This window comes from Reyranella soli (genome assembly GCF_007992495.1).
Lineage (GTDB): Bacteria > Pseudomonadota > Alphaproteobacteria > Reyranellales > Reyranellaceae > Reyranella > Reyranella soli.
In genome coordinates this window covers 15,054-38,501 of sequence record NZ_BKAJ01000111.1, presented here as the reverse complement: position 1 = coordinate 38,501, position 23,448 = coordinate 15,054, and the positions used below count along the sequence as shown (strand labels likewise).

22 protein-coding genes are annotated in these 23,448 nt (G+C 67.2%); 12 read left to right on the top strand and 10 right to left on the bottom strand.

Annotation, left to right across the window (positions count from 1 at the left end):
- The first annotated feature begins 1 nt into the window (after window position 1).
- From mutM to RSO01_RS29810, 10 genes are all read left to right on the top strand, one after another.
- Window positions 2-841, top strand: coding sequence for a bifunctional DNA-formamidopyrimidine glycosylase/DNA-(apurinic or apyrimidinic site) lyase (gene mutM / locus RSO01_RS29855; protein ID WP_147154216.1), 840 nt, complete (start codon window positions 2-4; stop codon window positions 839-841).
- A gap of 49 nt (window positions 842-890) precedes the next feature.
- A complete protein-coding gene (locus RSO01_RS29850; protein ID WP_147154215.1) occupies window positions 891-1,670 on the top strand; it encodes an enoyl-CoA hydratase in 780 nt (259 codons plus the stop codon).
- A 110-nt stretch (window positions 1,671-1,780) separates the two neighbouring features.
- Window positions 1,781-2,044, top strand: coding sequence for a 30S ribosomal protein S20 (rpsT, locus tag RSO01_RS29845; RefSeq protein ID WP_147154214.1), 264 nt, complete (start codon window positions 1,781-1,783; stop codon window positions 2,042-2,044).
- Window positions 2,045-2,613: 569 nt separating this feature from the next.
- Window positions 2,614-3,078 (top strand): rhodanese-like domain-containing protein, encoded by a 465-nt coding sequence (locus RSO01_RS29840; RefSeq protein ID WP_147154213.1) that lies wholly within the window; start codon window positions 2,614-2,616, stop codon window positions 3,076-3,078.
- An 80-nt stretch (window positions 3,079-3,158) separates the two neighbouring features.
- Window positions 3,159-4,574 (top strand): chromosomal replication initiator protein DnaA, encoded by a 1,416-nt coding sequence (gene dnaA, locus RSO01_RS29835; protein ID WP_147154212.1) that lies wholly within the window; start codon window positions 3,159-3,161, stop codon window positions 4,572-4,574.
- 211 nt (window positions 4,575-4,785) lie between these two features.
- A complete protein-coding gene (gene dnaN, locus RSO01_RS29830; protein WP_147154211.1) occupies window positions 4,786-5,904 on the top strand; it encodes a DNA polymerase III subunit beta in 1,119 nt (372 codons plus the stop codon).
- Window positions 5,901-7,106, top strand: coding sequence for a DNA replication/repair protein RecF (gene recF, locus RSO01_RS29825; protein ID WP_147154210.1), 1,206 nt, complete (start codon window positions 5,901-5,903; stop codon window positions 7,104-7,106). The genes dnaN and recF overlap by 4 nt, the downstream gene beginning before the upstream one ends.
- Before the next feature lie 23 nt (window positions 7,107-7,129).
- Entirely contained in the window at window positions 7,130-9,577 is a 2,448-nt protein-coding gene (gene gyrB / locus RSO01_RS29820) for a DNA topoisomerase (ATP-hydrolyzing) subunit B (protein WP_147154209.1), read from the top strand.
- Window positions 9,570-10,154 (top strand): hypothetical protein, encoded by a 585-nt coding sequence (locus RSO01_RS29815; RefSeq protein ID WP_147154208.1) that lies wholly within the window; start codon window positions 9,570-9,572, stop codon window positions 10,152-10,154. The genes gyrB and RSO01_RS29815 overlap by 8 nt, the downstream gene beginning before the upstream one ends.
- A gap of 27 nt (window positions 10,155-10,181) precedes the next feature.
- Window positions 10,182-10,667 (top strand): hypothetical protein, encoded by a 486-nt coding sequence (locus RSO01_RS29810; RefSeq protein WP_147154207.1) that lies wholly within the window; start codon window positions 10,182-10,184, stop codon window positions 10,665-10,667.
- Between the two features lies 1 nt (window position 10,668).
- Here RSO01_RS29810 and RSO01_RS29805 read toward each other — a convergent pair whose 3' ends face one another.
- Together RSO01_RS29805 and RSO01_RS29800 are read right to left on the bottom strand one after the other, a co-directional pair.
- On the bottom strand, window positions 10,669-11,064 hold the full coding sequence (locus RSO01_RS29805; protein ID WP_147154206.1) for a PaaI family thioesterase: 396 nt from the start codon (window positions 11,062-11,064) through the stop codon (window positions 10,669-10,671).
- A gap of 89 nt (window positions 11,065-11,153) precedes the next feature.
- Window positions 11,154-11,576, bottom strand: coding sequence for a hypothetical protein (locus RSO01_RS29800; RefSeq protein ID WP_147154205.1), 423 nt, complete (start codon window positions 11,574-11,576; stop codon window positions 11,154-11,156).
- A gap of 110 nt (window positions 11,577-11,686) precedes the next feature.
- On the opposite strand from RSO01_RS29800, the gene RSO01_RS29795 reads away from it, so the two are divergent.
- Both RSO01_RS29795 and RSO01_RS29790 read left to right on the top strand, forming a co-directional pair.
- A complete protein-coding gene (locus tag RSO01_RS29795) occupies window positions 11,687-12,541 on the top strand; it encodes a helix-turn-helix domain-containing protein (RefSeq protein ID WP_218037496.1) in 855 nt (284 codons plus the stop codon).
- A 56-nt stretch (window positions 12,542-12,597) separates the two neighbouring features.
- Window positions 12,598-13,569 (top strand): catalase family protein, encoded by a 972-nt coding sequence (locus tag RSO01_RS29790; protein ID WP_147154204.1) that lies wholly within the window; start codon window positions 12,598-12,600, stop codon window positions 13,567-13,569.
- On the opposite strand, the gene RSO01_RS29785 is transcribed toward RSO01_RS29790, so the two are convergent.
- From RSO01_RS29785 to RSO01_RS29750, 8 genes are all read right to left on the bottom strand, one after another.
- Window positions 13,570-14,577, bottom strand: a complete 1,008-nt coding sequence (locus RSO01_RS29785; protein WP_147154203.1) for a D-2-hydroxyacid dehydrogenase — start codon at window positions 14,575-14,577, stop codon at window positions 13,570-13,572.
- Window positions 14,578-14,632: 55 nt separating this feature from the next.
- Window positions 14,633-15,148: an NADH-quinone oxidoreductase subunit B family protein gene (locus RSO01_RS29780; RefSeq protein ID WP_147154202.1), complete on the bottom strand. Its 516-nt coding sequence runs from the start codon at window positions 15,146-15,148 to the stop codon at window positions 14,633-14,635.
- A 7-nt stretch (window positions 15,149-15,155) separates the two neighbouring features.
- On the bottom strand, window positions 15,156-16,649 hold the full coding sequence (locus RSO01_RS29775) for a hydrogenase large subunit (RefSeq protein ID WP_147154201.1): 1,494 nt from the start codon (window positions 16,647-16,649) through the stop codon (window positions 15,156-15,158).
- The gene (locus RSO01_RS29770; RefSeq protein WP_147154200.1) at window positions 16,646-18,082 is read right to left on the bottom strand and encodes a hydrogenase 4 subunit F; all 1,437 of its coding nucleotides are present in this window, start codon (window positions 18,080-18,082) and stop codon (window positions 16,646-16,648) included. The genes RSO01_RS29775 and RSO01_RS29770 overlap by 4 nt, the downstream gene beginning before the upstream one ends.
- Window positions 18,079-18,738, bottom strand: coding sequence for a hydrogenase-4 component E (locus RSO01_RS29765; protein ID WP_147154199.1), 660 nt, complete (start codon window positions 18,736-18,738; stop codon window positions 18,079-18,081). Before RSO01_RS29765 ends, RSO01_RS29770 begins: the two co-directional genes overlap by 4 nt.
- Window positions 18,735-19,703 carry a respiratory chain complex I subunit 1 family protein gene (locus tag RSO01_RS29760; protein ID WP_147154198.1) on the bottom strand — a complete coding sequence of 323 codons (969 nt, stop codon included), beginning with the start codon at window positions 19,701-19,703 and terminating at the stop codon, window positions 18,735-18,737. The genes RSO01_RS29765 and RSO01_RS29760 overlap by 4 nt, the downstream gene beginning before the upstream one ends.
- Complete coding sequence (hyfB, locus tag RSO01_RS29755) at window positions 19,700-21,706, bottom strand: hydrogenase 4 subunit B (protein WP_147154197.1); 2,007 nt, start codon at window positions 21,704-21,706, stop codon at window positions 19,700-19,702. The genes RSO01_RS29760 and hyfB overlap by 4 nt, the downstream gene beginning before the upstream one ends.
- A 195-nt stretch (window positions 21,707-21,901) precedes the next feature.
- The gene (locus RSO01_RS29750) at window positions 21,902-23,425 is read right to left on the bottom strand and encodes an alpha/beta hydrolase (RefSeq protein ID WP_170303448.1); all 1,524 of its coding nucleotides are present in this window, start codon (window positions 23,423-23,425) and stop codon (window positions 21,902-21,904) included.
- Window positions 23,426-23,448: the final 23 nt, after the last annotated feature.

The window sequence follows — 23,448 nt, the reverse complement described above, 5'->3', positions numbered from 1 at the left end:
CATGCCCGAGCTGCCCGAGGTCGAAACGGTCCGGCGTGGTCTCGTTCCGAAACTCGTCGGGCGGCGCATCGTGCGGCTGGTCCAGCGGCGCCGCGATCTCAGGGTGCCCCTACCTGCCAAGTTCGCGCAGCGGGTCGAAGGCCGGATGATCCGGGCCATCGACCGGCGCGCCAAGTATCTGCTGCTGCGGCTCGACGACGGCAACACCCTGATCGCCCATCTCGGCATGTCGGGCCGCATGACCCTGCATGACGCCACAAGCGCCGCCGAGCACCCGTTCGAACGCCACGACCATGTCGTGTTCGAGACCGACGAAGGCTGGCAGGTCCGTTTCAACGACGCACGCCGCTTCGGCCTGATGCTGCTGGCCGCTGACGAGGCGGTGCCCAAGCACAAGCTGTTCAAGGGGTTGGGTCCCGAACCGCTCGACGAGGCGTTCGACGGGGCGGCGCTCGCGAGTCGTCTCAAGGGACGCAAGACGCCCATCAAGGCCGCCTTGCTCGATCAGAAGACCCTGGTCGGGGTCGGCAACATATATGCGTGCGAAGCGCTGTTCCTGGCCGGCATCTCGCCGCGTCGCTCGGCGCATACCGTGCAGGGCGATCGTGCCGACCGCCTGGTTGCCGCCATCAAGAGGGTGCTGCTGCGCTCGATCGACGATGGCGGCTCGACCTTGCGCGATCATGTGCAGCCGGGCGGCGAGCTCGGATACTTTCAGACACGGTTCAACGTCTACGACCGCGCCGGCATCGTCTGTCCCACGCCCGCTTGCGGCAAGCTCGTCAAACGCCTGGTGCAATCCGGCCGCTCGACCTTCTATTGCGCGCATTGCCAACGGTAGCGTAAGCCTTTCGTAGCTCCGAAGGAGCGAAGGAGGGCTGGAGGACACCGTGACCGCCTATCAGAACATCAAGACCGAGACCAAGGGCCGGGTCGGCATCATCCGACTCGATCGACCGAAGGCATTGAACGCACTCTGTGCCGATCTGGTGCGCGAGCTGGGTCAGGCGCTCGACGCCTTCGAGGCCGACCCGAACATCGGTTGCATGGTGCTCACCGGCAGCGACAAGGCGTTCGCCGCCGGCGCCGACATCAAGGAGATGAAGGACCAGACCTACCAGGACGTCTTCCTGAAGGACTTCATCACCGTCGGCTGGGAGAAGGTGAGCCAGGTCCGCAAGCCGATCATCGCCGCGGTCGCGGGCTATGCTCTGGGCGGTGGATGCGAGATGGCGATGATGTGCGACTTCATCATTGCATCCGACACTGCGAAGTTCGGTCAACCGGAAATCACACTTGGTACGATACCGGGCGCTGGCGGCACCCAGCGCCTGCCGCGCTTCGTCGGCAAGTCGAAGGCCATGGACCTCGTACTGACCGGCCGCATGATGGACGCCGCCGAAGCCGAACGCTGTGGCCTGGTGAGCCGCGTGGTCCCGCTGGCCGATCTCATGAACGACGCCATTGCCACGGCCGAGAAGATCGCCGGAATGTCGCTGCCCGCCACGATGGTCGCCAAGGAAGCGGTCAACCGCGCCTTCGAGACCACATTGGCCGAGGGCGTGCGCTTCGAACGCCGCACCTTCCATGCGACCTTCGCCTTCGACGATCGGGCCGAGGGCATGGCGGCCTTTGCCGACAAGCGCAAAGCCGCCTGGAAGCATCGATAACGCTGCTGGCTCCAGCCGGCTGAAATGCTCTATAAATGGCGGGTTTTGGCGGGGTTGACCGGCTGGCGGCAGGCCCGTATACACGCGCCCTTCCGAAGGACGAGGAATAGATGGCTAGTCACAAGTCGGCTGAGAAGCGTGCGCGTCAGACCAAGCGCCGCACCGCCGTGAACACCGCGCGTCGCAGCCGCGTGCGCGGCTCGGTCAAGAAGGTCGAGGAAGCGATCAAGTCGGGCGACAAGAAGGCCGCCGCCGAGGCGCTGCGCGCTGCGCAGCCGGAGATCCAGCGCGGTGCGACCAAGCACATCGTGACCAAGAATGCTGCTGCGCGTCGCGTGTCGCGACTCGCCGCACGCATCAAGGCGATGGCGTGAACGACGACGACGCAGAGAATGTGAACGCCGCTCCAACGAGCGGCGTTTTCGTTTTTTGCGACGACAACAAAAAATCTTCGAGAAAAAATTTTAAGCGAATCGCGTCTGAACATTTGGTCGCCAAAAGGGCGAACGACATACGATTCCCTTTTATCGGATCGGGCGCGCGATCAGGCGCTAGATATTGAGCGGCTTCATACGCAGCGGCGAAGAGGGGAATCGAATCCTCACGCGAGTCAACAGCGACACGCCGCGAACAACATGAATAGCCTGCTTGGATGTCGAATCGAAAAGTTTGCGCACTGCCGAGAGTCTGTCTAAGAGTCGGCCATCGCGACGGAGCGTGGGGCGCAAAGACGCGAGCCAAGGTGAGGATGGGGGGCAACCACCTCGCTGGAAGACGAACGAGGGAGCAAGCCGCAGCCACCTGACAACAGTCGATCGAAAACAGAAGCGTTCCCTCTAACGACGCTCACCGATCCGCCATTGTCATTCGTGCGCTGTGTGTCCATCGTACATCGTTGGCTCGTGTCTGAGCAGCCTGCTTCGTAAAATGAAGAGCGGGGGCCATGGCGAAAGACAATAAGATCGCGGGCACGTACGAGGTCTCCCCTGCCGCCGGCTATGCCGGCGACGTGGCCCCGACGACCGCCTGGAAGATCCTGAGCGAGCAGAAGGACGCAGTCCTGATCGACTGCCGCACCAGGGCGGAGTGGAACTATGTCGGCTTGCCCGACCTCGAGACGCTGGCCAAGAAGGCGGCGCTGATCGAGTGGCAGGTGTTTCCCAGCATGCAGCCCAACCCGGAATTCGTGGCCGCGCTCTCGGGCGCGCTCCCCGACAAGGAGACGCCGCTGCTCTTTCTGTGCAGGAGTGGAGTTCGCTCGGCCGCGGCGGCGAAAGCCATGACCGCGGCCGGCTACAGTACATGTCTCAACGTAGCTGACGGTTTCGAGGGGCCCCTGGATGCGCAGGCCAAGCGCGGCACGGCAGGGGGATGGAAGGCAGCGGGACTTCCGTGGAGACAGACATAATGAACCGAATTCAAAGTCCGGTAACGGGCAACAACAAGAACGCAGCATCGTACGAACAAAAGACAGTGGCGGGGGCCGATATGGAAGAAGTTGCGGGCCGAAAGGAGCTCGAAGCGCACTGGGTGCGCGTCTGCGATCGGCTGCGCAAGGAAATCGGCGACAAGGCCTTCAAGACGTGGTTCGGCGAGGTTGAGCTCGGCAAGCTGGAGACCGGCAAGCTCCGCCTCTATGCTCCGACTCGCTTCGTGCGCGACTGGGTCGCCCGCCACTACGGTGATCGCGTGCTGGCCTACTGGCAGGCGGTCAACACCACGGTGGCGAGCGTCGAGGTCAACCTCGTGCCGCCGCCCGCGCCGCGTCGCGCCAACGACATCATCGCCATGCCGCCGGTGCCGACCTCGCCGCAGAACTACCAGTCGTCGGCACTGCCCCGTCTGGGACCGGCGATCGGTCGCGGCAGTGAGGATGCCTTCCAGGGTCCAGAGGCGCGCTACACCTTCGCCAACTTCGTGGTCGGCAAGCCCAACGAGTTCGCCTATGCCGCCGCGCGCAACATCGCCGAGCAGGACCGGCCGCTGCCCGAGCGCAACCCGCTCTATATTTTCGGCGGCGTCGGCCTCGGCAAGACCCATCTGATGCATGCCATCTGGCACGCCATCCGCGAGCGCGATCCCAAGACCCGCGTGCTCTACCTCACGGCCGAGAGCTTCGTGAACCGCTTCATCCAGGCGCTGCGCACCAAGAACACCGGCCAGTTCAAGGAACTGTTCCGCAACGTCGACGTGCTGATGGTCGACGACGTCCAGTTCATTTGCGGCAAGGAAGCGAGCCAGGACGAGTTCTTCTTCACCTTTAATTCTCTGGTTGAGCAGAACAAGCAGATCGTCCTTTCCTCGGAGAAGCCACCGAGTGAATTGCAGGACATCGAGGAGCGCATGCGCTCGCGGCTGGGCAGCGGCCTGGTGGCGGACATCCACTCCTCGACCTACGAGCTGCGTCTCAGCATCCTGCAGACCAAGGCCGAGAACGCGCGCGTGCCGGTGCCGGTCGCGGTGCTGGAGTTCCTGGCGCACAAGATCAGCACCAACATCCGCGAGCTCGAAGGCGCGTTGAACCGTGTCGTCGCGCACGGCCAGCTGATCGGCCGCGAGATCACTGTCGAGATGGCGCAGGACGTCCTGCACGACCTGCTGCGCCAAGCCGATCGCAAGGTGACGGTCGACGAGATCCAGCAGCGTGTCGCCGCGCACTACAACATCAAGCTCGCCGAGATGAGTTCGCCGCGTCGCGCACGCTCGGTCGCGCGGCCCCGGCAGGTCGCCATGTATCTCGCCAAGCAGCTCACGACGTTGAGCCTGCCGCAGATCGGCAAGCGCTTCGGCAACCGCGACCACACCACGGTCATGCACGCCGTTCGCAAGATCGAGGAGCTCAAGATCTCCGATCTTTCGATTGCAGAAGATGTCGAGTTGCTCAAGCGCCAGTTGCAGGGCTAGGCAACTCCCGGGGAGAGGCGTGAAACGGGGTCCGAAAGGGCCCCGTTTTGCTTTGGCCCCAAGGGCTTAAGAGCCTCTAATTTCGGGCGAATTCGCTTCCCGCCAAGGCCCGCCGTGCTATAGTCTGCAACCGTTCCGCAATGGCCTTTTCAGGCCCGCGAAACGGGGTGTCTAAACCGCTTTTTTGGCCCCTCGTTATAGCGACCAAACCATGAAACTGACGATCGAACGGGCAGCCCTCCTGAAGGCGCTGGCCCATGTCCAGAGTGTGGTCGAGCGGCGCAACACGATCCCCATCCTGTCCAACGTCCTGATCACGGCGCAGAAGGGGCGTTTGAGCCTCGCCGCCACCGACATGGACCTCGCCATCACCGAGCAGGTCGACGCGACCGCGTCCAAGACTGGCTCGACGACGGCACCCGCCCACACCCTCTATGAAATCGTGCGCAAGCTGCCGGACGGCGCCCAGGTCGAGCTCGAGACCGCCTCCGACGGTAACAGCCTGACGATCCGGGCCGGCCGCTCCCGCTTCACCCTGCAGTGCCTGCCGCCGGCCGACTTCCCGGCCATGGCCGAGGGCGACCTGCCGCACCGCTTCCAACTGCCGGCGACCGACCTCAAGGGCATCATCGACCGTACCCGCTTCGCCATCTCCAACGAGGAGACGCGGTATTACCTGAACGGCATCTATTTCCATGCCGCCACTGCCGGCGGCACCGCCGTGCTGCGCGGCGTGGCAACCGACGGCCACCGCCTGGCCCGGGTCGAGGTCCCCCTGCCCAAGGGCGCCGCGGACATCCCGGGTGTGATCGTGCCGCGCAAGACGGTAGGCGAGGTCCGCAAGCTCCTGGACGAGAGCGACGGCTCGGTCGATGTCGAGCTTTCCGACACGCGGATTCGTTTTGCCTCAGGCGGGGTCACCCTGGTCAGCAAGCTGATCGACGGCACCTTCCCGGACTACGAACGGGTCATCCCGACCGGCAACGACAAGGTCCTGAACGTCCCCTGCAAGGAGTTCGCCCACGCCGTCGACCGCGTCTCGACCATCTCGACCGAGAAGTCGCGCGCCATCAAGCTCGCAGTCGCCAAGGGCGTGGTCACGCTCTCGGCCACCAGCCCCGATGCCGGCAGCGCCACCGAGGAGATCGAGGTCGAATACAAGGCCGCCGCCCTCGAGATCGGCTTCAACTCGCGCTACCTGCTCGACATTACCGAGCAGATCGCGGGCTCGGAGGCGCGTTTCCTGATGGCCGACGCAGGCTCCCCCACGCTGGTACGTGACGGCGCTGACGAAAGCGCCCTCTACGTGCTCATGCCGATGCGGGTATGACGGCGCCGCCGATCAGCGCTCTCGCCTATTCCCCCGACGCCGCAACCGGCGCAGCGCCGGCCGTACTGGCCGTGCGCCAGCTTCGGCTGACCGATTTCCGCAACTACCGCCAGCTCCGCCTCGATTGCGGCCCCGAGCCCATCGTGCTGGTCGGCGCCAATGGCGCGGGCAAGACCAATCTGCTGGAGGCGCTCTCCTTCCTGGCGCCCGGCCGCGGCCTGCGCCGCGCCCGCCTCGACGAGGTCGCCCGCCGCAGCCGCGCCGGTGAGCCGGATGCGACGACTTGGGCGGTCGCCGCAACCCTGGATACGCCAGAGGGCCGGCTCGCCATCGGCACCGGCCTGGAACCGGCCAAGAACGAGAGCAGCCTGCCGCGACGGGCCGTGCGCATCGACGGCCGGCCGGCCCAGAGCCAGACCGCGCTTGGCCTGCATGTCGCGGCTGTCTGGCTGACGCCGCAGCTCGACCGGCTGTTCCTCGACGGGCCGGGCGAACGCCGGCGCTTCCTCGACCGGCTGGTGACGGCGCTGCATCCCCAGCACGCCGGCGACGTGGCCGCCTACGAGAATGCGCTGCGCCAGCGCGCCCGCCTGCTGGGCGAGGGCAGCCGCGATCCGCACTGGTTCACCGCGCTCGAGGACACCATGGCTCGCCATGGCGTCGCGCTGGCTGCGGCACGCGCCGACACCGTCCATCGCCTCGACGCAGCCGCGCGGCTGGGCATTGGCCCATTCCCGCGGGCGGCGCTGGCCATGGCGGGCGAAGTCGACGGCTGGGTCGCCACCATGGCGGCGCTCGACGCCGAGGACCGTTTGCGCTCCGAGCTCGCCGCCAGTCGCTTGCGAGATGGCGACGCAGGCACCACATCCTGTGGGCCGCATCGCAGCGACCTCGCGGTGCGCCATCTCGATCTCGACTTGCCGGCAGCCGAGGGCTCGACGGGCCAGCAGAAGGCGGTCCTGGTGTCGATCGCGCTGGCCCACGCCCGGCTGGTGGCGTTGTCACGCGGATGCGCGCCGCTGCTGCTGCTCGATGAGATCGCGGCCCATCTCGACGCCGAGCGGCGGGCGGCGCTGTTCGAGGAGGTGGTGGCACTCAGCGTGCAGTGCTGGATGACGGGCACCGATGCCGAACTCTTCGCCCCGCTCGCCGGTCGCGCGCAGGTCCTGCGCATCGCCGACGGCTCGATCGCGGCGGCCTGACCCCTCTTTCGAAAGCAAGACTCATGAGCAACGAAAACAACAACATGACCCCCGGCGCCGAGGACTATGACGCCGATTCGATCAAGGTGCTGCGTGGCCTCGACGCCGTGCGCAAGCGGCCGGGCATGTATATCGGCGATACCGATGACGGCACCGGCCTGCACCACATGGTCTACGAGATCGTCGACAATGCGATCGACGAGGCGCTGGCCGGCTATTGCGACCGCGCCGAGGTCATCCTGCACGGCGACGGCTCGGTCACGGTGCGCGACAACGGCCGCGGCGTGCCGACCGACATCCACAAGGAAGAGGGCATCTCGGCCGCCAACGTGATCTTCACCCAGCTCCATGCCGGCGGGAAGTTCGACAACAACTCCTACAAGGTGTCAGGCGGCCTGCACGGCGTCGGCGCCGCCGTCGTCAACGCGCTGTCCGAGCATCTCGACCTGCGCATCTGGCGCAACGGCAAGGAGCACTACATGCGCTTCCGCTACGGTGATCCGGAGAAGGATCTCGCGGTCGTGGGCGACGCACCCATGGACAAGCACGGCACGGAAGTGACCTTCCTGCCGTCCAAGCGGACCTTCACCCAGACCGAGTTCGACTTCGCCACGCTGGAGCATCGGCTGCGCGAGCTTGCCTTCCTGAACTCGGGCGTGCGCATCGTGCTGACCGACGAGCGCGGCGCCGAGCCCAAGATCTCCGACCTGTTCTATGAAGGCGGCATCGAGGCCTTCGCCAAGTACCTCGACCGCAACAAGCAGGTGCTGCACAGCCCGCCGGTCTCGATCCGCGGCGAGAAGGAGGGCATCACGGTCGAGGTCGCGATGCAGTGGAACGACAGCTATCACGAGACGATGCTGTGCTTCACCAACAACATCCCGCAGCGCGACGGCGGCACCCATCTGGCGGGCTTCCGCGGCGCGCTGACCCGCACCCTGAACAAGTACGCCGACGAAAGCGGGCTCTCCAAGAAGGAGAAGGTGAGCCTGACCGGCGACGACATGCGCGAGGGCCTGACCTGCGTGCTGTCGGTCAAGGTGCCGGACCCCAAGTTCTCATCGCAGACCAAGGACAAGCTGGTCTCCTCGGAAGTGCGGCCGGTCGTGGAATCCGTGACGGGCGACAAGCTCGGCCAGTGGTTCGAGGAGCATCCGTCCGAGACGCGCAAGATCCTGACCAAGGTGATCGAGGCCGCCGCGGCCCGCGAGGCCGCGCGCAAGGCGCGCGAGCTCACCCGCCGCAAGGGCGCGCTCGATGTCAGCTCCCTGCCCGGCAAGCTCGCCGACTGCCAGGAGCGCGATCCCGCGCTCTCCGAGCTCTTCATCGTCGAGGGCGATTCGGCCGGCGGCTCGGCCAAGCAGGGCCGCAACCGCGCCAACCAGGCGATCCTGCCGCTGCGCGGCAAGATCCTGAACGTCGAGCGCGCACGCTTCGACAAGATGCTGAGCTCGGCCGAGATCGGCACCCTGATCACGGCGCTGGGCACCGGCATCGGCGTCGACGATTTCGACATCTCCAAGCTGCGCTACCACAAGATCATCATCATGACGGACGCCGATGTCGACGGCAGTCACATCCGCACGCTCCTGATGACGTTCTTCTATCGCCAGATGCGCGAGCTGATCGACGGCGGCTATCTCTACATTGCCCAGCCGCCCTTGTTCAAAGCCGCCAAGGGCAAATCCGCGATCTATCTCAAGAACGAGCGCGCGCTCGACGACCATCTGATCGACACCGGCCTGGAGGGCGCCACCTTCAAGCTGGGCAACGGCTCGGTGCTGGCGAAAGAAGATCTGCGACGCACGGTCGATATCGCCCGTTCCGTCACCAACATGGTCAAGCCGCTCTCGCTGTCACGGCGCGTCACCAACCAGGCCGTCATCGAGCAGGCCGCCATTGCCGGCGCGCTCAAGCCCGACGTGCTGGCCGACCCCGAGCTCGCCGCCCAGGCCGCAGCCTATATCGTGCGCCGGCTCGACGTCGTGAGCCAGCCGCTGGAGCGCGGCTGGGCCGGCGAACCCACGCCCGACGGCGGGCTTGCCTTCACGCGGCGCCTGCGCGGTGTGCAGGAGCGGCATGTCATCGATGGCCCGCTGATGAAGAGTGCCGAGGCACGCAAGCTCGATGCCCTGGCCGACGAGCTGCAGGCCATCTACCAGCGGCCCGGCACCTTCGTCTCCAAGGACAAGGAGATTCCGATCGCTTCGCCGACCGAACTCTACACCGCCGTGCTCGAGGCCGGACGCAAGGGTCTCGCCGTCCAGCGCTACAAGGGCCTGGGCGAGATGAACCCCGACCAGCTCTGGGAGACCACGCTCGACCCCGAGGCGCGGGCGCTCCTTCAGGTCAAGATCAACCACGCCGACGAGGCCGACGAAATCTTCTCGACCCTGATGGGCGACGTCGTCGAGCCGCGCCGCGACTTCATCCAGGAAAATGCGCTCAAGGTGGCGAACCTCGATGTCTAGGCTTCTGATCGTCCTTCTCGCCGCGATGGCCTGGGTCGGCGTGGCAGCCGCCCAGACCCAGTCGACGACGCCCGGCACCCACGCCGGCACCAAGCTCGCCTTCCCGGCGACCCTGGGCGGCGCGCAGTTCGAGCGTGTGGTGAACTACGCCGGGCCGCCCACCAACCGGCCCGACCAGGGCGTCACCTACTTCTATTCGACGCCAAAGAAGATGATGATCGCGGTCCATATCTATGACGGCGGCCGTCGTGTGCCTCCTGGAAGCGGCAATCCGCTGGTCGTCGACGAGTTCATGGGCGAGATCAGCTCCTCGGAGCAGCAAGTCAAGTTCGGCGGCTACAAGGACTTCGAGCGGCCGTCGGTGCCGTCAACCTGCACCTATGGCGGCATCTCCTTCCGCTGCATCACCTACAGCGCCGTGAACCAGGCGAATGCGCGGCTCTACACCAAGATGATGATGACCGGCTTCCGCGATAACTTCATCAGCATCCGCATCGACTGGTCGCAGGCCCGCCAGCAGACCGCGAGCGACGCAGACGCCGCCCTGCAGGCCTTCGTGCCGGCGCTGTTCCACTAAAAGTTTCTAAGCAGGTCAGGCCGCGGGATGGTCCACAACCTGTCCCTCGTCCACCTGCTGCTGGCTCTGGGCGCCGCGGCCACCATCTATCTCGTCGTGCGCGAGATGCGCCGCTTCTACATCTCGGAATGGCGCCTGTTCGCGCCGGGCGTGGCCGCCCTGTTCGTGGCGAGCGGTCTGTTCCTGATCCAGATCGGCGCCGGACAGCCGCGCCTGGCTTTCGCCGCGGCGGCTGTGATTGGTCTGGTCATCGGTGTCGTGCGCGGCCTGATGATCGCCGTCCAGCACGACCATTACCAACCGGTCGTGATGATCTCACGCGACGCCAAGCTGATATTCCTCGCCGTGGCGGTCGGCGTGGGGGTCTGTGCCGCCCTCGAGATCATCGGCGCCTACGCAAGTCCCGATCTCGAGAAAGTCCGCTTCTGGGCGGCGCTGAGCGCCGTGGTCTGCGCCGTGGCGATGCTCGCCCGCGCATTGGTGCTGACAATCAAGCTGCGCCGGCTCGCCTGAGCTAAAGCACCATCTGGGTCTGCGTCACGACGGCGACCAGCTTGCCCTCGGCGGTCGTGATGCGGGTCTGCCATACCATGGTCCGCCGGCCACGATGGATCGGCGTGGTCTCGCCTGTCACCGTCGTTCCGACGGGCGCCGGTCCGACGAAGTTGGTCTTGCTCTCGATCGTCGTCGTGCCCTTGCCTTCCGGCAGGTTGAGCACGGTGGCCGCCGCGCCCAGCGTGTCGGCAAAGGCCATCACCGCGCCACCGTGCAGTATGTCGGGCCGCGTGCAGAGCTCGGGCTTGACCACCATCTCGGCCTTCACGGCCGTGTCGCTGGCGGCGACGAACTTCAGCCCCAGGACCTTGGCGAAAGGCAGCGGGTGGTCGTTCAGGAACTGAAGCTTGTCCATGGGAGGTGTCCTTTGACGTTCGTTCGTTTTGAAAGAGTCTTCCTCCCCCGTATGACGGGGGAGGAATGAGATGAGAGGGAGTGCCGTGCCTAGTTTACAGCAGCACCCAGCCGGCGCAGGCCGAGATACTCCATGATCGCGAAATCGGCCACGATCAGCGCCACGACGCCGATGCCGACGAAGCCGGCCATGCTCCAGGTCGCTGGCACTGCCAGCACCAGGACGCTCGCAACCACCCAGGCGAGGTCGGCCGCAAAGATGACTCGGGCCCAGGCCAGCGGCAGCGTTTCACGTGAAGCCACCCAGGCGCACAGCGCGCCGAAGGCGATCACGCCCACGCCCAAAAGCTCGAAGACGATCGCGAGGTCGAGGCCCAGCACCGAGACCGGTTCATGCGCCGCGATGCTGGCGAACGGCCCGGCGAAGGCTGCCAGCACGGCACCCGAGACGACGGAAAAGGCAGCGTTGCCCCACAGCGTGCGGCGCAGCAGGCGGTCGGTTGAAGCGTTCATGACGTCCTCCTTGGCTGAAACGACGCGCCAGACGTCGCATTGGACTGCCCTTCCAGCAATTACGCCCCAGGTAATCGGCGGGCCGTCGGCCGGGTGCTATCTTCCGCCTCATGATGCGCACATCCCCTGCAACGGCCTCGGCCGCCCTTCCCCCACAGCCCGACATGTTCGGCCCCATGCTGCGCACCTGGCGCCGGCGCCGTGGCGCCAGCCAGCTCGCGCTCGCCCTTCAGTCCGGTGTCTCGCAGCGCCATGTCAGCTTTCTCGAATCCGGCCGCGCCCGGCCGAGCCGAGAGATGGTGGTACAGCTCACCACCGCGCTCGACGTGCCGTTGCGCCAGCGCAACGCCATGCTGCTGGCGGCGGGCTTCGCGCCGGCCTATCGCGAGAGCAACCTCGCCGCGCCCGAGCTCCTGCCGGTGCGCAAGGCGATCGACCACATGCTGAAGCAGATGGAGCCCTACCCCGCCATCGTGATCGACCGGCTGTGGAACTTCATCCAAGGCAACGAAGCGGCGACCGCCTTCACGGTGTTCCTGTTCGAGGGCCCGCCGCCCGCGCCGCCGCCGGGCAAGCCGCCCAACGTCCTGCACTGGCTGCTCGATCCCAAGGCGCTGCGGCCCAAAATCGCCAACTGGGAGGAAGTGGCGCGCTATCTCGTGTCGACGACCTATGCCGAGATCCTGGCCGACGGCGGCGAGCCCAAGGCGCTGGCCTTCATCGAGGAGATCATGGGCTACCCCGACGTGCCGGCCTCGTTTCGCAAGCTGCGCTTCGAGGAGCGGCCGCCGCCGGTGCTGACGGTCGACTATCTGGTAGGCGGCAAGGCGCTATCGGTGTTCACCACTATCGCCACGCTGGGCACGCCGCAGGACATCACCCTGCAGGAAGTGCGCATCGAGAGCTTCTTTCCGGCCGACGATCGCAGCGATGCCCTGTTCAAGAGCCTGGCCGCCAAGAGCTAGCCGACTGGTCCGCTCCCCGTCCGACGGCGTAGAACGGATCAGACGGGGGATCGGCAATGAAACAGCCCAGCAAGCAGTGGCGGGAGCGGATTGCGCCCGATGAGGCAGCGCACCTCGTGCGAGTCGCCAAGGTCATCGGCGACCTGCAGCAGGCGAGATCGAAGAAGTACGGCCAGGGCCGCGCCCTGCATCGCAAGCAGCTTCTGGCCGCCACGGGCACGCTGGAGGTGCTCGACGGGTTGCCGGACCATGCCCGGCACGGCTTGTTCGCCCGGCCCGGCCAACATCGCGCCTTGGTGCGCCTGTCGAACGGCGGGCCCGACATCCAGGCCGACCGGGTGCCCGACATCCGCGGCTTCGCCCTGAAGGTGCTGAACGTGTCGGGCGAGTCGGCATTGGGCGGCACGACCGACCATCAGGACTTCCTGATGATCAACCAGGATCGCGCGCCGGGCGCCAACAGCCGCGAGTTCATCGATTTCATCGAGGCCGCAACCCCGGGGCCGTTGTCCGGCATCCTGCATCTGTTCAAGGCGTACGGGCTGGGTGGCGGGCTCAGCCGCGTGCGCGATCTGTTCGGCATGCTCAACAAGAAGTTCGACGGCTTCGCCGCCGAGCGCTTCAACACGGTGGCGCCGCTCTGCTGCGGCCCCTACGCCGTGCGGGTGCGCCTCGCGCCTGCCGGTAATCCGCCGCCGGCCACGCGCGCCAAGGACATCGTCGCCGACATGCGCGAGCGGCTCCCCATCGGCGGCCTCACCTATAACCTCGAATTGCAGTTCTTCGTCGACGAGGCGACGACGCCCATCGAGGACTCGTCCGTGGCCTGGCCGGACGCCGAGACGCCCGTCGTCATCGCGGCGCGCCTCGTCCTGCCGCGGCAGGGTGTCGATGCCGCGGCTGCTGAAGCCGAGGCCGCACGCTTCGATCCCTGGAGCGGGCTCGCCGCCCATCGGCCGCTGGGCGAGGTCATGCGGGCGCGCAAGGCCGCCTACTTCGAGAGCCAGAAAGGCCGCAACGCGGCTTGATCAGGCGAGATTGTCGACGTCATTGCGCAGGTCGCGCCCCGCGCGGAAGCGCGCGAGGTTGTCGAGGAAGATATCGAAGATCGCCTCGTTCTGGCCGAGCGAATGGCTCGCGGTATGCGGCGAGACCAGCACGTTGGGCATGTTCCACAGTGGCGACGCGGGATCGAGCGGCTCGAGCTCGAACACGTCGAGATAGGCGCCGGCCAGGCGGCCGTTCTGCAGCGCCTCGATCACGTCCTGCTCGATCGCGATCTCGCCGCGCGAGACGTTGACGAAATGCGAGCCCATGGGCATCGCCGCGAAGGCCGCCGCATTGGCGATGCCGCGTGTCACCGGCGACGCCGGGCAGCACAGGATCAGCCAGTCCGCCTTGGGCAGGACAGTGTGAAGCTGCTCGTAGGCGACGGTCTGGTCGCAGGGTTCGACAGGCTCAGCCGTACGGCGGACGCCGACCACGTTCATGCCCAGCATCTTGAGCAGCGAGGCGATGTTGCGACCGATCGGGCCCATGCCGACGATCACGGCGCACTGGCCCTTGAGATCGCGCGGCGAGCGGTCGGCCAACCGCGGCTCCCAAGCATGGCGGCGCTGGGCGTCAGCCAGCAGCGGGAAGCGCCGGTTGACGGCGATCACCGCGCCCAAGACGCTGTGCGACACGGTCACGGCGGTGGCGCCCGAGGCCGTGGTCACCTTGACGCCGCGGTCGCGCAGTTCGCGATAGATCGGCCGCTCGGCACCGGCCGGATGGATCTGTAGCCAGCGCAGCTTGGGTGACTTGCGCAAGACCGCCTCGAAGCCGCGCAGCTCCGGAGACTGGTTGTCCTTGCTCGACCGACCGGTGACCTCGCGGGTCATGAAGGCGATGTCGATCGCCGAGGGCCCTTCGGCGGCCAGGGCCTCCTCTGCAGTCACGAACGACAGGCCGGCGTCGGCTGCTTCGATTCGCTCTCCCCAGGTTCGCAAGGCGAAGGCGGAAAGCAGCAGCTTCAATGATTGTGTTTCAGTCATGGATCCCAACGCGCCGACTATACGCAGGCAATGGGCCTAGCTGGAACCGTGCCAGCTAGGCTTGCGTCTCCATCAGGGCCAGCAGCGCTTTCACGATCTCGAGGGGCGCCGGCGGACATCCCGGCACGTGCAGGTCGACTGGCAGGATATCGGCCAGGGGTCCGACGATCGCGGGGGAACCTGCGAAGACGCCGCAATTGGTGGCGCAATCGCCCAGCGCCACGACCCATTTGGGCTCTGGTACCGCGTTGTAGGTGCGCAGCAACGCCTCGCGCATGTTCCAGGTGACCGGTCCGGTGACCAGGAGCACATCGGCATGGCGCGGCGAGGCCACGAACTTCAGGCCAAACCGCTCGACGTCGTAGACCGGATTGTTGACGGCATGGATCTCGAGCTCGCAGCCGTTGCACGAACCGGCATCGACCTCGCGGATGGCAAGGGAGCGGCCGAGCTTCTGGCGGGCCCGTTCCCCGAGCGCACGGGCGACTTCTTCGAGCGCGTCGGCGCCCGGGCTGGGCGGCGCGATGGTGGCCTTGCCCTTGCGCAGGGCATCGAGCAGGAACGATCTCATCGTGGCCTCATAGATCGTGGCCCGAATAGGAGCAGTTGAACGACTTGTTGCACAGCGGGAAGTCGGCAACGATATTGCCCTCGATGGCGGCCTCCAGGAGCGGCCATTGGAACCAGCTTGCGTCGCGGGCGTGAACCCGCGCCAGCCTGCCATCGGCTTCGAAGCGGACACTGACGAAGACATCGCCCCGGAAGGCCTCGATCAGGGCGGCCCCCTCGCCCGTCACCGTCGCGGTGACCGGTCGATCGGATCGGATCGCGCCCGGCGTCAGGCGGCCCAGAAGCTGGGAAAGGATCCTGAGGCTCTCAGCGATCTCGTCGAGGCGCACCATCAGGCGCGCATCGACGTCGCCCGCTTGGCGAACCTTTAGGTCGAAATCCACGCGGTCGTAAGGCGCATAGGCGAAGTCTTTGCGGGCGTCGAAGGCACGGCCGGAAGCGCGGCCGACAAAGCCGCCCGCCGCATACTGGCGCGCGAGCTCGCAGGAGACGAAGCCGGTCGTGACGGTGCGATCCTGCAGAGACGGCATCGAATCGTAGACCCGCAGGACCTCGGCGCGCGTGTCCTCAAGACGCTGCATGAGGCCGCGAATCCGGCCGACGCCCTCGGGCGTCAGATCGGCGGCGACACCACCGGGCACGACACAATCCATCATCAATCGATGGCCGAAGCAGGCATTGGCCACCGCCAGCACATCCTCCCGCTGCAGCGTGCAGCGGGCGTAGATCGTGAGCACGCTGGCGTCGTTGCAGATCGCTCCGACATCGTTGATGTGGTGCGCCAGCCGCTCCAGCTCGGCCATGATGCCGCGCAGCAGGAGCGCGCGCGGCGGTGGCGCCCATTGAAGCGCGGCCTCGACGGCGCGGGCGAAGGCCCAGGCATAGGCCACCGTGCTGTCGCCGGAGATGCGCCCGATGATGCGCGCCGCCTGCCCGATCTCGGCGCCCGCCATGAGGCTTTCAACGCCCTTGTGCACGTAGCCCAGCCTTTGCTCGAGCCGCACCACCGTCTCGCCATTGGCGGTGAAGCGGAAGTGGCCCGGCTCGATGATGCCAGCATGGACCGGTCCGACGGGGATCTGGTGCAGTCCCTCGCCCTCGACCGGCAGGAATTCGTAGCGCGCCTCGCTTTGCCGGCCAGGCCAGCGGCCGTGGTCGAGCCACGGTCGCGTGTCGGGCAGGCCGATCGGCTGCAGGCCGTAGAGATCCCGTGCCGCGCGTTCCAGCCGGAGCGCCGGCAAGTGCCGGGCAGCGACCGAGGGGTAGCGGCCGCCCTCCGTCTCGAGCGACACGATGGCTCGGATACCGGGCGACGGGGCGCTCAGCGCCAGGCACATCCTGCCGTCGTCCGCCCACAGCGCGCCAAGGTCGTGATGGCCCGCCGCACAGCCCTCGGCCAGCGCCATCCAGGTATCTGCGCCGACAGCGAGCCGCACATAGCCGTCGGGGCTCGCCGTCCGGTCGTCGACGAGATCGGCCAGGGCCAGGGCAACGGCGCTCATCCGAGCAGCTCCGCGGCGCGCTGGAACCAGGCGACCAGGGCTGGCGGCAGGAAGATGCCCGCTGCCAGCACCAGCAGCAGATGCAGGACCAGCGGCACGGACGAGGCGTCGACGCGATGGGCCGGCCCTACCGGCTCGCCAAAGATGGTGCCCTGCAGGCGCAGCAGCAACGCGCCAAAGCCGATAAGCAGGCCGAAGGCCGGCAGCAGGGCGAGCCACGGCTCGCGGGCGAAGGTCGTGGTCAGGATCAGGAACTCGCTGGTGAAGACCCCGAATGGCGGCAGGCCGGCAATGGCGATCACGGCCAGGGCGAAGGCGACGGCGAGGCGCGGATGGGTGACGCTGAGCCCCTTGATGTCGGCGAAGCGCTGGGTGCCCTTGGCCTGGGCGATATGACCGACGGCGAAGAAGATGCCCGACTTGGTCAGGCTGTGCATGGCCATGTGCAGCAGGCCAGCGAAGTTGGCGAGCGGCCCGCCCATGCCGAAGGCGAACACGATCAGGCCCATGTGCTCGATCGACGAGTAGGCGAAGAACCGCTTAATGTCGCGCCGCTGGTAGAGCATGAAGGCGGCGAAGATCAGCGACACCAGGCCCATCACGATCATGACCGGCCCGGGATCGAGCGCCGCGGGCTGGCCGGCCACCAACATCTTGAAGCGCAGCAGCGCATAGAGCGCGACGTTCAACAGCAGGCCCGACAGGACGGCGGAGATCGGCGTCGGCCCCTCGGCATGCGCATCCGGCAGCCAGGCGTGCAGCGGCGCCAGCCCGACCTTGGTGCCGTAGCCGATCAGCAGGAAGATGAAGGCGAGGTCGAGGATCGCCGGGTCCATCTGAGCGGCCGCGGCCTGCAGCAGGCTCCAGGTCATCGCCGGGACGCCCTCGCCCAGCGCCGGCTGGCCGGCGAGATAGATCAGGATGGTACCGAAGAAAGCGAGCGATATGCCGACGCTGGCCAGGATGAAATACTTCCATGCCGCCTCGATCGCCTGCGGCGTGCGATAGAGCCCGACCATCACCACGGTGATCAGCGTCGCCAGCTCCAGCCCGACCCACATCACGCCGATGTTGTTGGCGACGAGCGCGACGTTCATCGAGCCCATCATCGCCTGGAACATGGCGTGATAGAACCGCACGAAGCCGGGCGGCAGCCGGCCGGTCTCGATCTCGTGGCCGATGTAGGAGGCGCTGAACAGCGCGGTCGTGAAGCCGACCAAGGTATTGATGACGATGAAGACGACGTTGAACTCATCGACGATGGCGTATTCGCCGACGACGCCCTGGCTCACCATCAGCCACAGGCCGGCGGCAAGCGTCGCGGCGGAGGCAAGCACATTGAGGACGGCACCCACGCGATAGCCCGGGATCGCCACCAGGACCAGCGCCGCCGCATAGGGCGCCAGCACGACGAGCTGGTAGGCGTGGATCATCGGCGATCCCCGCGCATGCGGTCGAGCGCCTCGATGTCGACGGTATCGAAGCGCTCGCGGATGCGGAACACGAAGACCGCGAACACGAACAGCGCAATCAGCACCGAGAAGGCGACGCTGACCTCGACGACGAGCGGCATGCCGCGCGCACCGGTGGCGGCGAGGATCAGCCCATTCTCCATGGACATGAAGCCCACGATCTGGGTCACCGCGTTGCGCCGCACGATCATCATCAGGAAGCCCAGCAGGATGATGGCGAGCGCCAGCGCCAGCTCCTCGCGGGCGTGGCTGGCCGTTCCCGACGCCACCTTGACCACCAGCGCCTGGGCAAGGCCGGTGAGCGCCAGCCCGACCAGCAGGGCGGCACCTACGCCGACGACCTTTTCGACCTCGCGATGGATGCCGAGCCGCGTCACCGTGCGGCGCAGGGCCACCGGTATGACGATGCCCTTCAAGGTGAAGGCGATCAGCGCCGTGATGAACAGGTCCGGCCGGTTGCTCGACCAGGCCGCCCAGGCAACGGCGAGCGCCAGAACGATCGATTGGGCGGCGAAGGCATTGAGGACGGCGGCGACGCGCTGCTGGTAGAGCAGCGCGAAGCTGGTCACCAGCATGGCGCCGGAAAGCAGGTGGGAGATCTCATAGGCCTGGTTCACGCGAACACCCCGCGCGTCAGGAAGGCCAGCAGGATGGCGAGAAAGCCGAACACGAAGGCGATGCCGACGAAGTCGGGAAGGCGGAAGACCCGCATCTTGGCGATGCTGACCTCCCACAGGCCGAGCAGCGCAGCGCCGAACAGGAGCTTGGCCGTCCACGCCGCGAGGCCGATCAGCCAGCCCGTCACGCCCGCGCTGGCCGGGGCCATGCCGAACGGCGCAAACAGGCAGATCAGCAGGGAGATGTAGAGAACCAGCTTGAGATGGCTCGCCGCCTCGATCAGCGCCAGGTGGCGCCCGGAATATTCCAGCACCATGGCTTCATGGACCATGGTGAGCTCAAGGTGCGTCACCGGGTTGTCGACGGGAATGCGGGCATTCTCGGCCAGCGCCACGATGACCAGTGCCACCAGGGACAGCGCCAGCGACACGCGCACGGCGAACGGCTCGGCAAGGAAGAAGTCGGCCACGCCGGCCAGGCGGGTCGTGCCGGCAGCGATGGCGAGCGTCAGCACGATCAGCATCATGGCGGGCTCGGCCAGCGTGGCGATCATCATCTCGCGCGACGAGCCGATGCCGCCGAAGCTTGTGCCGACGTCCATGCCGGCCAGCGCCAGCAGTGCGCGCGCCGCGCCCAGCAGCGCCACCAGCGCCACGACATCGGCCGCCCAGTTGAACATCAGGCCCGAGGCGAAGCTCGGCACCAGGGCGGCGGCCACCCAGGTCAACGCGAAGATCAGATAGGGCGCCGAACGGAACAGCCAGGAGGCGCTCTCGGCGATCACCGATTCCTTGCGCAGCAGCTTGGCCAGGTCGAAATAGCCTTGCAGCAGCGGCGGGCCCTGGCGGCGCATCAGCCGCGCCTTCACCCGGCGCACGACGCCGACGGCGAGCGGCGCGATCAGCAACACGAAGGTCATCTGGGCGCCTTGCGCCAGGAACTGGACGAGCAAGTCGCCGGTCATGTCGTCACCGCCGCAATGGCGAGCAGGATGACGAGGGCGGCGAACATGAGGACGAGGTAGCGCCTGATGGTGAGGAACTGCAGCGCATTCAGGCGCTCGGAAAGGCCGAGCACGGCCCGACCGGGCGCCGCGTAAAGCGCGCGCCAGACATGGTCGACCAGCACCACCGAGAACCGCGCCGGCTGGCTGTCGCCGGGCGGCGGCATCACGACCGTCTCCCGCGCCGCAAAGGCTGCGGTGCCGTACACGCGGCGCAGCGGTTGGGCGAAGCTCGAGGCGGTGTATTGCGTGGCCGGCGATGGGTCGGGAAAGCCGCAATCCCACGCTGGGCCGCGGCGCGTGCGCCGCGCCGACAACCGATGGACCACGACCAGCGTCGTGAGCGAGGCGATGGCGACGAACAGCGCGATGACCGGCGCGTCGTAGACGCTGCGCGCCGGATCGAAGGCAACGAGGGAGAACACCGTGGGGCCGCTGCCCGCCCGCGGCAGACCGCCGCCCACGAGATCGGCCAGGACCGGCGCCAGGGCCGTGGCCAACACGCTGCCTAGCAGCCCGCCCAGGATGCACAGGAAGGCGAGCCCACCCATCGCGATCTGCTGAGCAAGCGGCACGTCGTGCGCCTGGGCAGCCTCGGCACTGCGCGGCCGGCCGAGAAACGCCGTGCCGTAGACGCGCACGAAGCAGGCGGCCGCGAGGGCCGCGGCCAACGCCAGCATGGCGCCGATCGCCGGCGAAGCAAAATGCAGCGCCGCCTGCGGCAGCGCCGGCGCAGCGATGACCGCCTGGAACAGCAGCCACTCCGAGACAAAGCCGTTGAGCGGCGGCAAGGCGGAGGCGGCGAGCGCGCCCACCAGGAAGAAAGCGGCGGTGCGCGGCATGCGATGAATGAGACCGCCCAGCCCGTCGAGATCGCGCCGCCCGGTGGCGTGCAGCACGGCACCCGCCCCCAGGAAGAGCAGCGACTTGAACCAGGAATGATTGAGCGCATGCAGCAGCGCCGCTGCCATGGCGACCGCCGCAGCCTCATGCTCGCCGTTGGCGCGGAAGGCGAGCGCCAAGCCCAGCGCCACGAAGATCACGCCGACATTCTCGATCGTCGAGTAGGCGAGCACGCGCTTGAGGTCACGGTCGAGCACGGCATAGAGCAGGCCCAGCACCGCCGTCAGCGCGCCCAGGATGATCGGCGGCAGCGCCCACCACCAGGCGGGCGGTCCCAGCAGGTCGAAGGCGATGCGGACGAAGCCGTAGATCGCCACCTTGGTCATGACGCCGCTCATCAGCGCGGAGACGTGGCTCGGCGCCGCCGGATGAGCGAGCGGCAGCCAGGCATGCAGCGGAACGAGTCCGCCCTTCGAGCCGCAGCCGATCAGCGCGGCCGCCAGCACCAGCGCAGCGACCATCGGCTGGGGCGGATGGCCGCGCATCGTGTCGAAGGCATAGCCGCCGGCCGGTCCGGCGAGTCCGCCGAAGGCAAACAGCAGCGCCGCCGTGCCGATCGCCGCCATCACCAGATAGAGGTGCGCAGCCCGCCGGCTTTCCGGATCGGCGTGGCGGGCGACGACCAGCGCCCACGACGCAAGAGACATCAACTCCCAGGAGAACAGGAAGGCGTAAGCATCGTCAGCAAGCAGCACGAGGTTCATCGCCGCGGCGAACAGCGGGAACAGCGGCTCGACACGCCGCGTCAATTCCTTGGCCCGGTCGAAGCCCATGCCATAGACGCTGGCCGCCAGAATGCCGCCGTTGACCACGATGCCGAAGAACGCCGACAGCGGGTCCAGGCGCAGATGAAGGCCGATGGTCGGCAGCCCGATCGGCAGCTGCTGCGTCAGCTCCGTTCCCGTCAGCAGGACGCGCAGGTCGACAGCGCCCAGCACCAGCGCCGCCACGGCGCAAAGCGGGTAGACGAGCGCCAACGCCGCGCCGCGCACCAATGTGGCGAAGACGGCGGCGGCAGCCAGTGCCCCTAAAGCGGCGCCTGACGCAGACAATTCCGGCACGGCTGCCTCGGGATATCGTTTCGGTCCATTATTACTGTTTTTTTGTGTCTAATCTAGCGACTTCCGGGCCAGCGCGCCCGAGCATCGTCGATGCAAGCAAAAATCGCGCTCGGTGGCTGGCCACCCTCAGAGTGCCATGGCCGCGCAACAGTCCTTGACACAAAGCAAATCGGACCGCCCGCGGTCCGCATATGACTACGGCAGATTGCGTGCCCGCTCGAACGCCGCGGTGAAATTCGGCGGCGTGTCGGCGCGGCAGGGCAGCGCGCGCTTCGGCTCGGGATCCTCGATGAAGGCGTCGCGCAGGCGCGCCGCGCACGGATCCTGCACGACCACGCCGTGGCCCTGGCCGCGAAACACGACATGGCGCGATGACGCGAGATGGCGCGCGGCCTCGCGGCCCCAGGCCGGCGGCGTCAGCCAGTCGAAGGTGCCGCTCAAGAGCAACGTCGGCGTCGTCGCCTTGACCGGCTGACGCTCCGCCGCCGGCGCCGGGGCCACGCGCCACACCGGGCAGAAAGCCGGCGACTTGCTGGTCTTGGCGGTGAGGCCGTAGACGCCGCTCGCCTCGATCTGCTTGCGCCGCGCCGCGCGATCGACGGCGGCCCAGGTCTCGCGGCACTCGATGCTGTTGTAGAGCCCGTCGAACTGCTGGGCGTTCTGCTCGAGCAGCCCGCCGTCGTTGCTCTCCAGATCCTCGGCGAACATCTTCAGCAGCCTGAGGTCGTTGCGCTGGATGGCAGCGACCGTCTCGGGGATCAGCGCCGCCTCGCCTTCCCGCATCATGTGCAGCAGCACCATCAGGAGCTTGGGTCCGTCGAGCTGCACGGGTTGCGGACCGTCCTCGAGCTGCAGCTTGAGCTCCAGCGGCTTGCCCTGCGCCGCTTCGATCGCGCTTTCGACGTTGCCGCGCAGCGTCGGATGGCGCTCGCGGCACAGCGCGTCGTTGGCGCAGTCCGTGTAGAGCTGCTCGAAGGCGCGGCGCACGATATCGGGCTCGTTCTGCTCGCCATTGACCTGCGGCGGGTAGACGCCGTCGAGCACGGCGGCGCGCACCAGGTTGGGATGGCGCCGCATCACCTCAAGCGCCCAGCGCGTGCCGTAGGAGACGCCGTAGATGTTGAGGCGCGACAGCGACATGGCGGCGGCGAGATCGGCCACGTCGTCGGCCAGCGCCGGCGTGGTGTACATGCCGAGATCGATCTTGCGCCGGTCGAGCCCGGAGCGGCAGCGCGTCAGGATCTCGCGTTCCTGCTCTTCAGTGACGGCGCGGCGGCGCGCCTTGGCGGGCTCGCTGGTGCGCGGATCGAAGCAGTCGAGATTGGGTGTGGCGCCGCCCGCGCCGCGCTGGCTCAGGATAATGACGTCGCGCTTGCGACGGATGTTGGCGGTCTCGTTCCACCAGTCGCCTTCGGCCAGCGCGTCGGCGCCCGGGCTCGAAGCCACCAGCGGCGCATCGCCCGGACCGCCGGAGAGATAGACCATCGGCTCGGCGCCGGCCGTGCGCTTGGCCTTCAGCACCGCCACCTTGAGGCGCACTTCGCGGCCTTCGGGCTGCTCGCGATTCTCCGGCACGATCAGCACGAAGCATTCGACGCGATCGCCGCGTGGCGGCTTGAAGGAACAGCGCTCGCGCTCCAGTCGCGGCGCGGCAAACGCGCTTCCTGCCAAAATGAACAGGAATGCTGCCAAGCCGCCTCGCCAGCACAGTCGAGCCATGGACAATTTGTGCCACATCATGG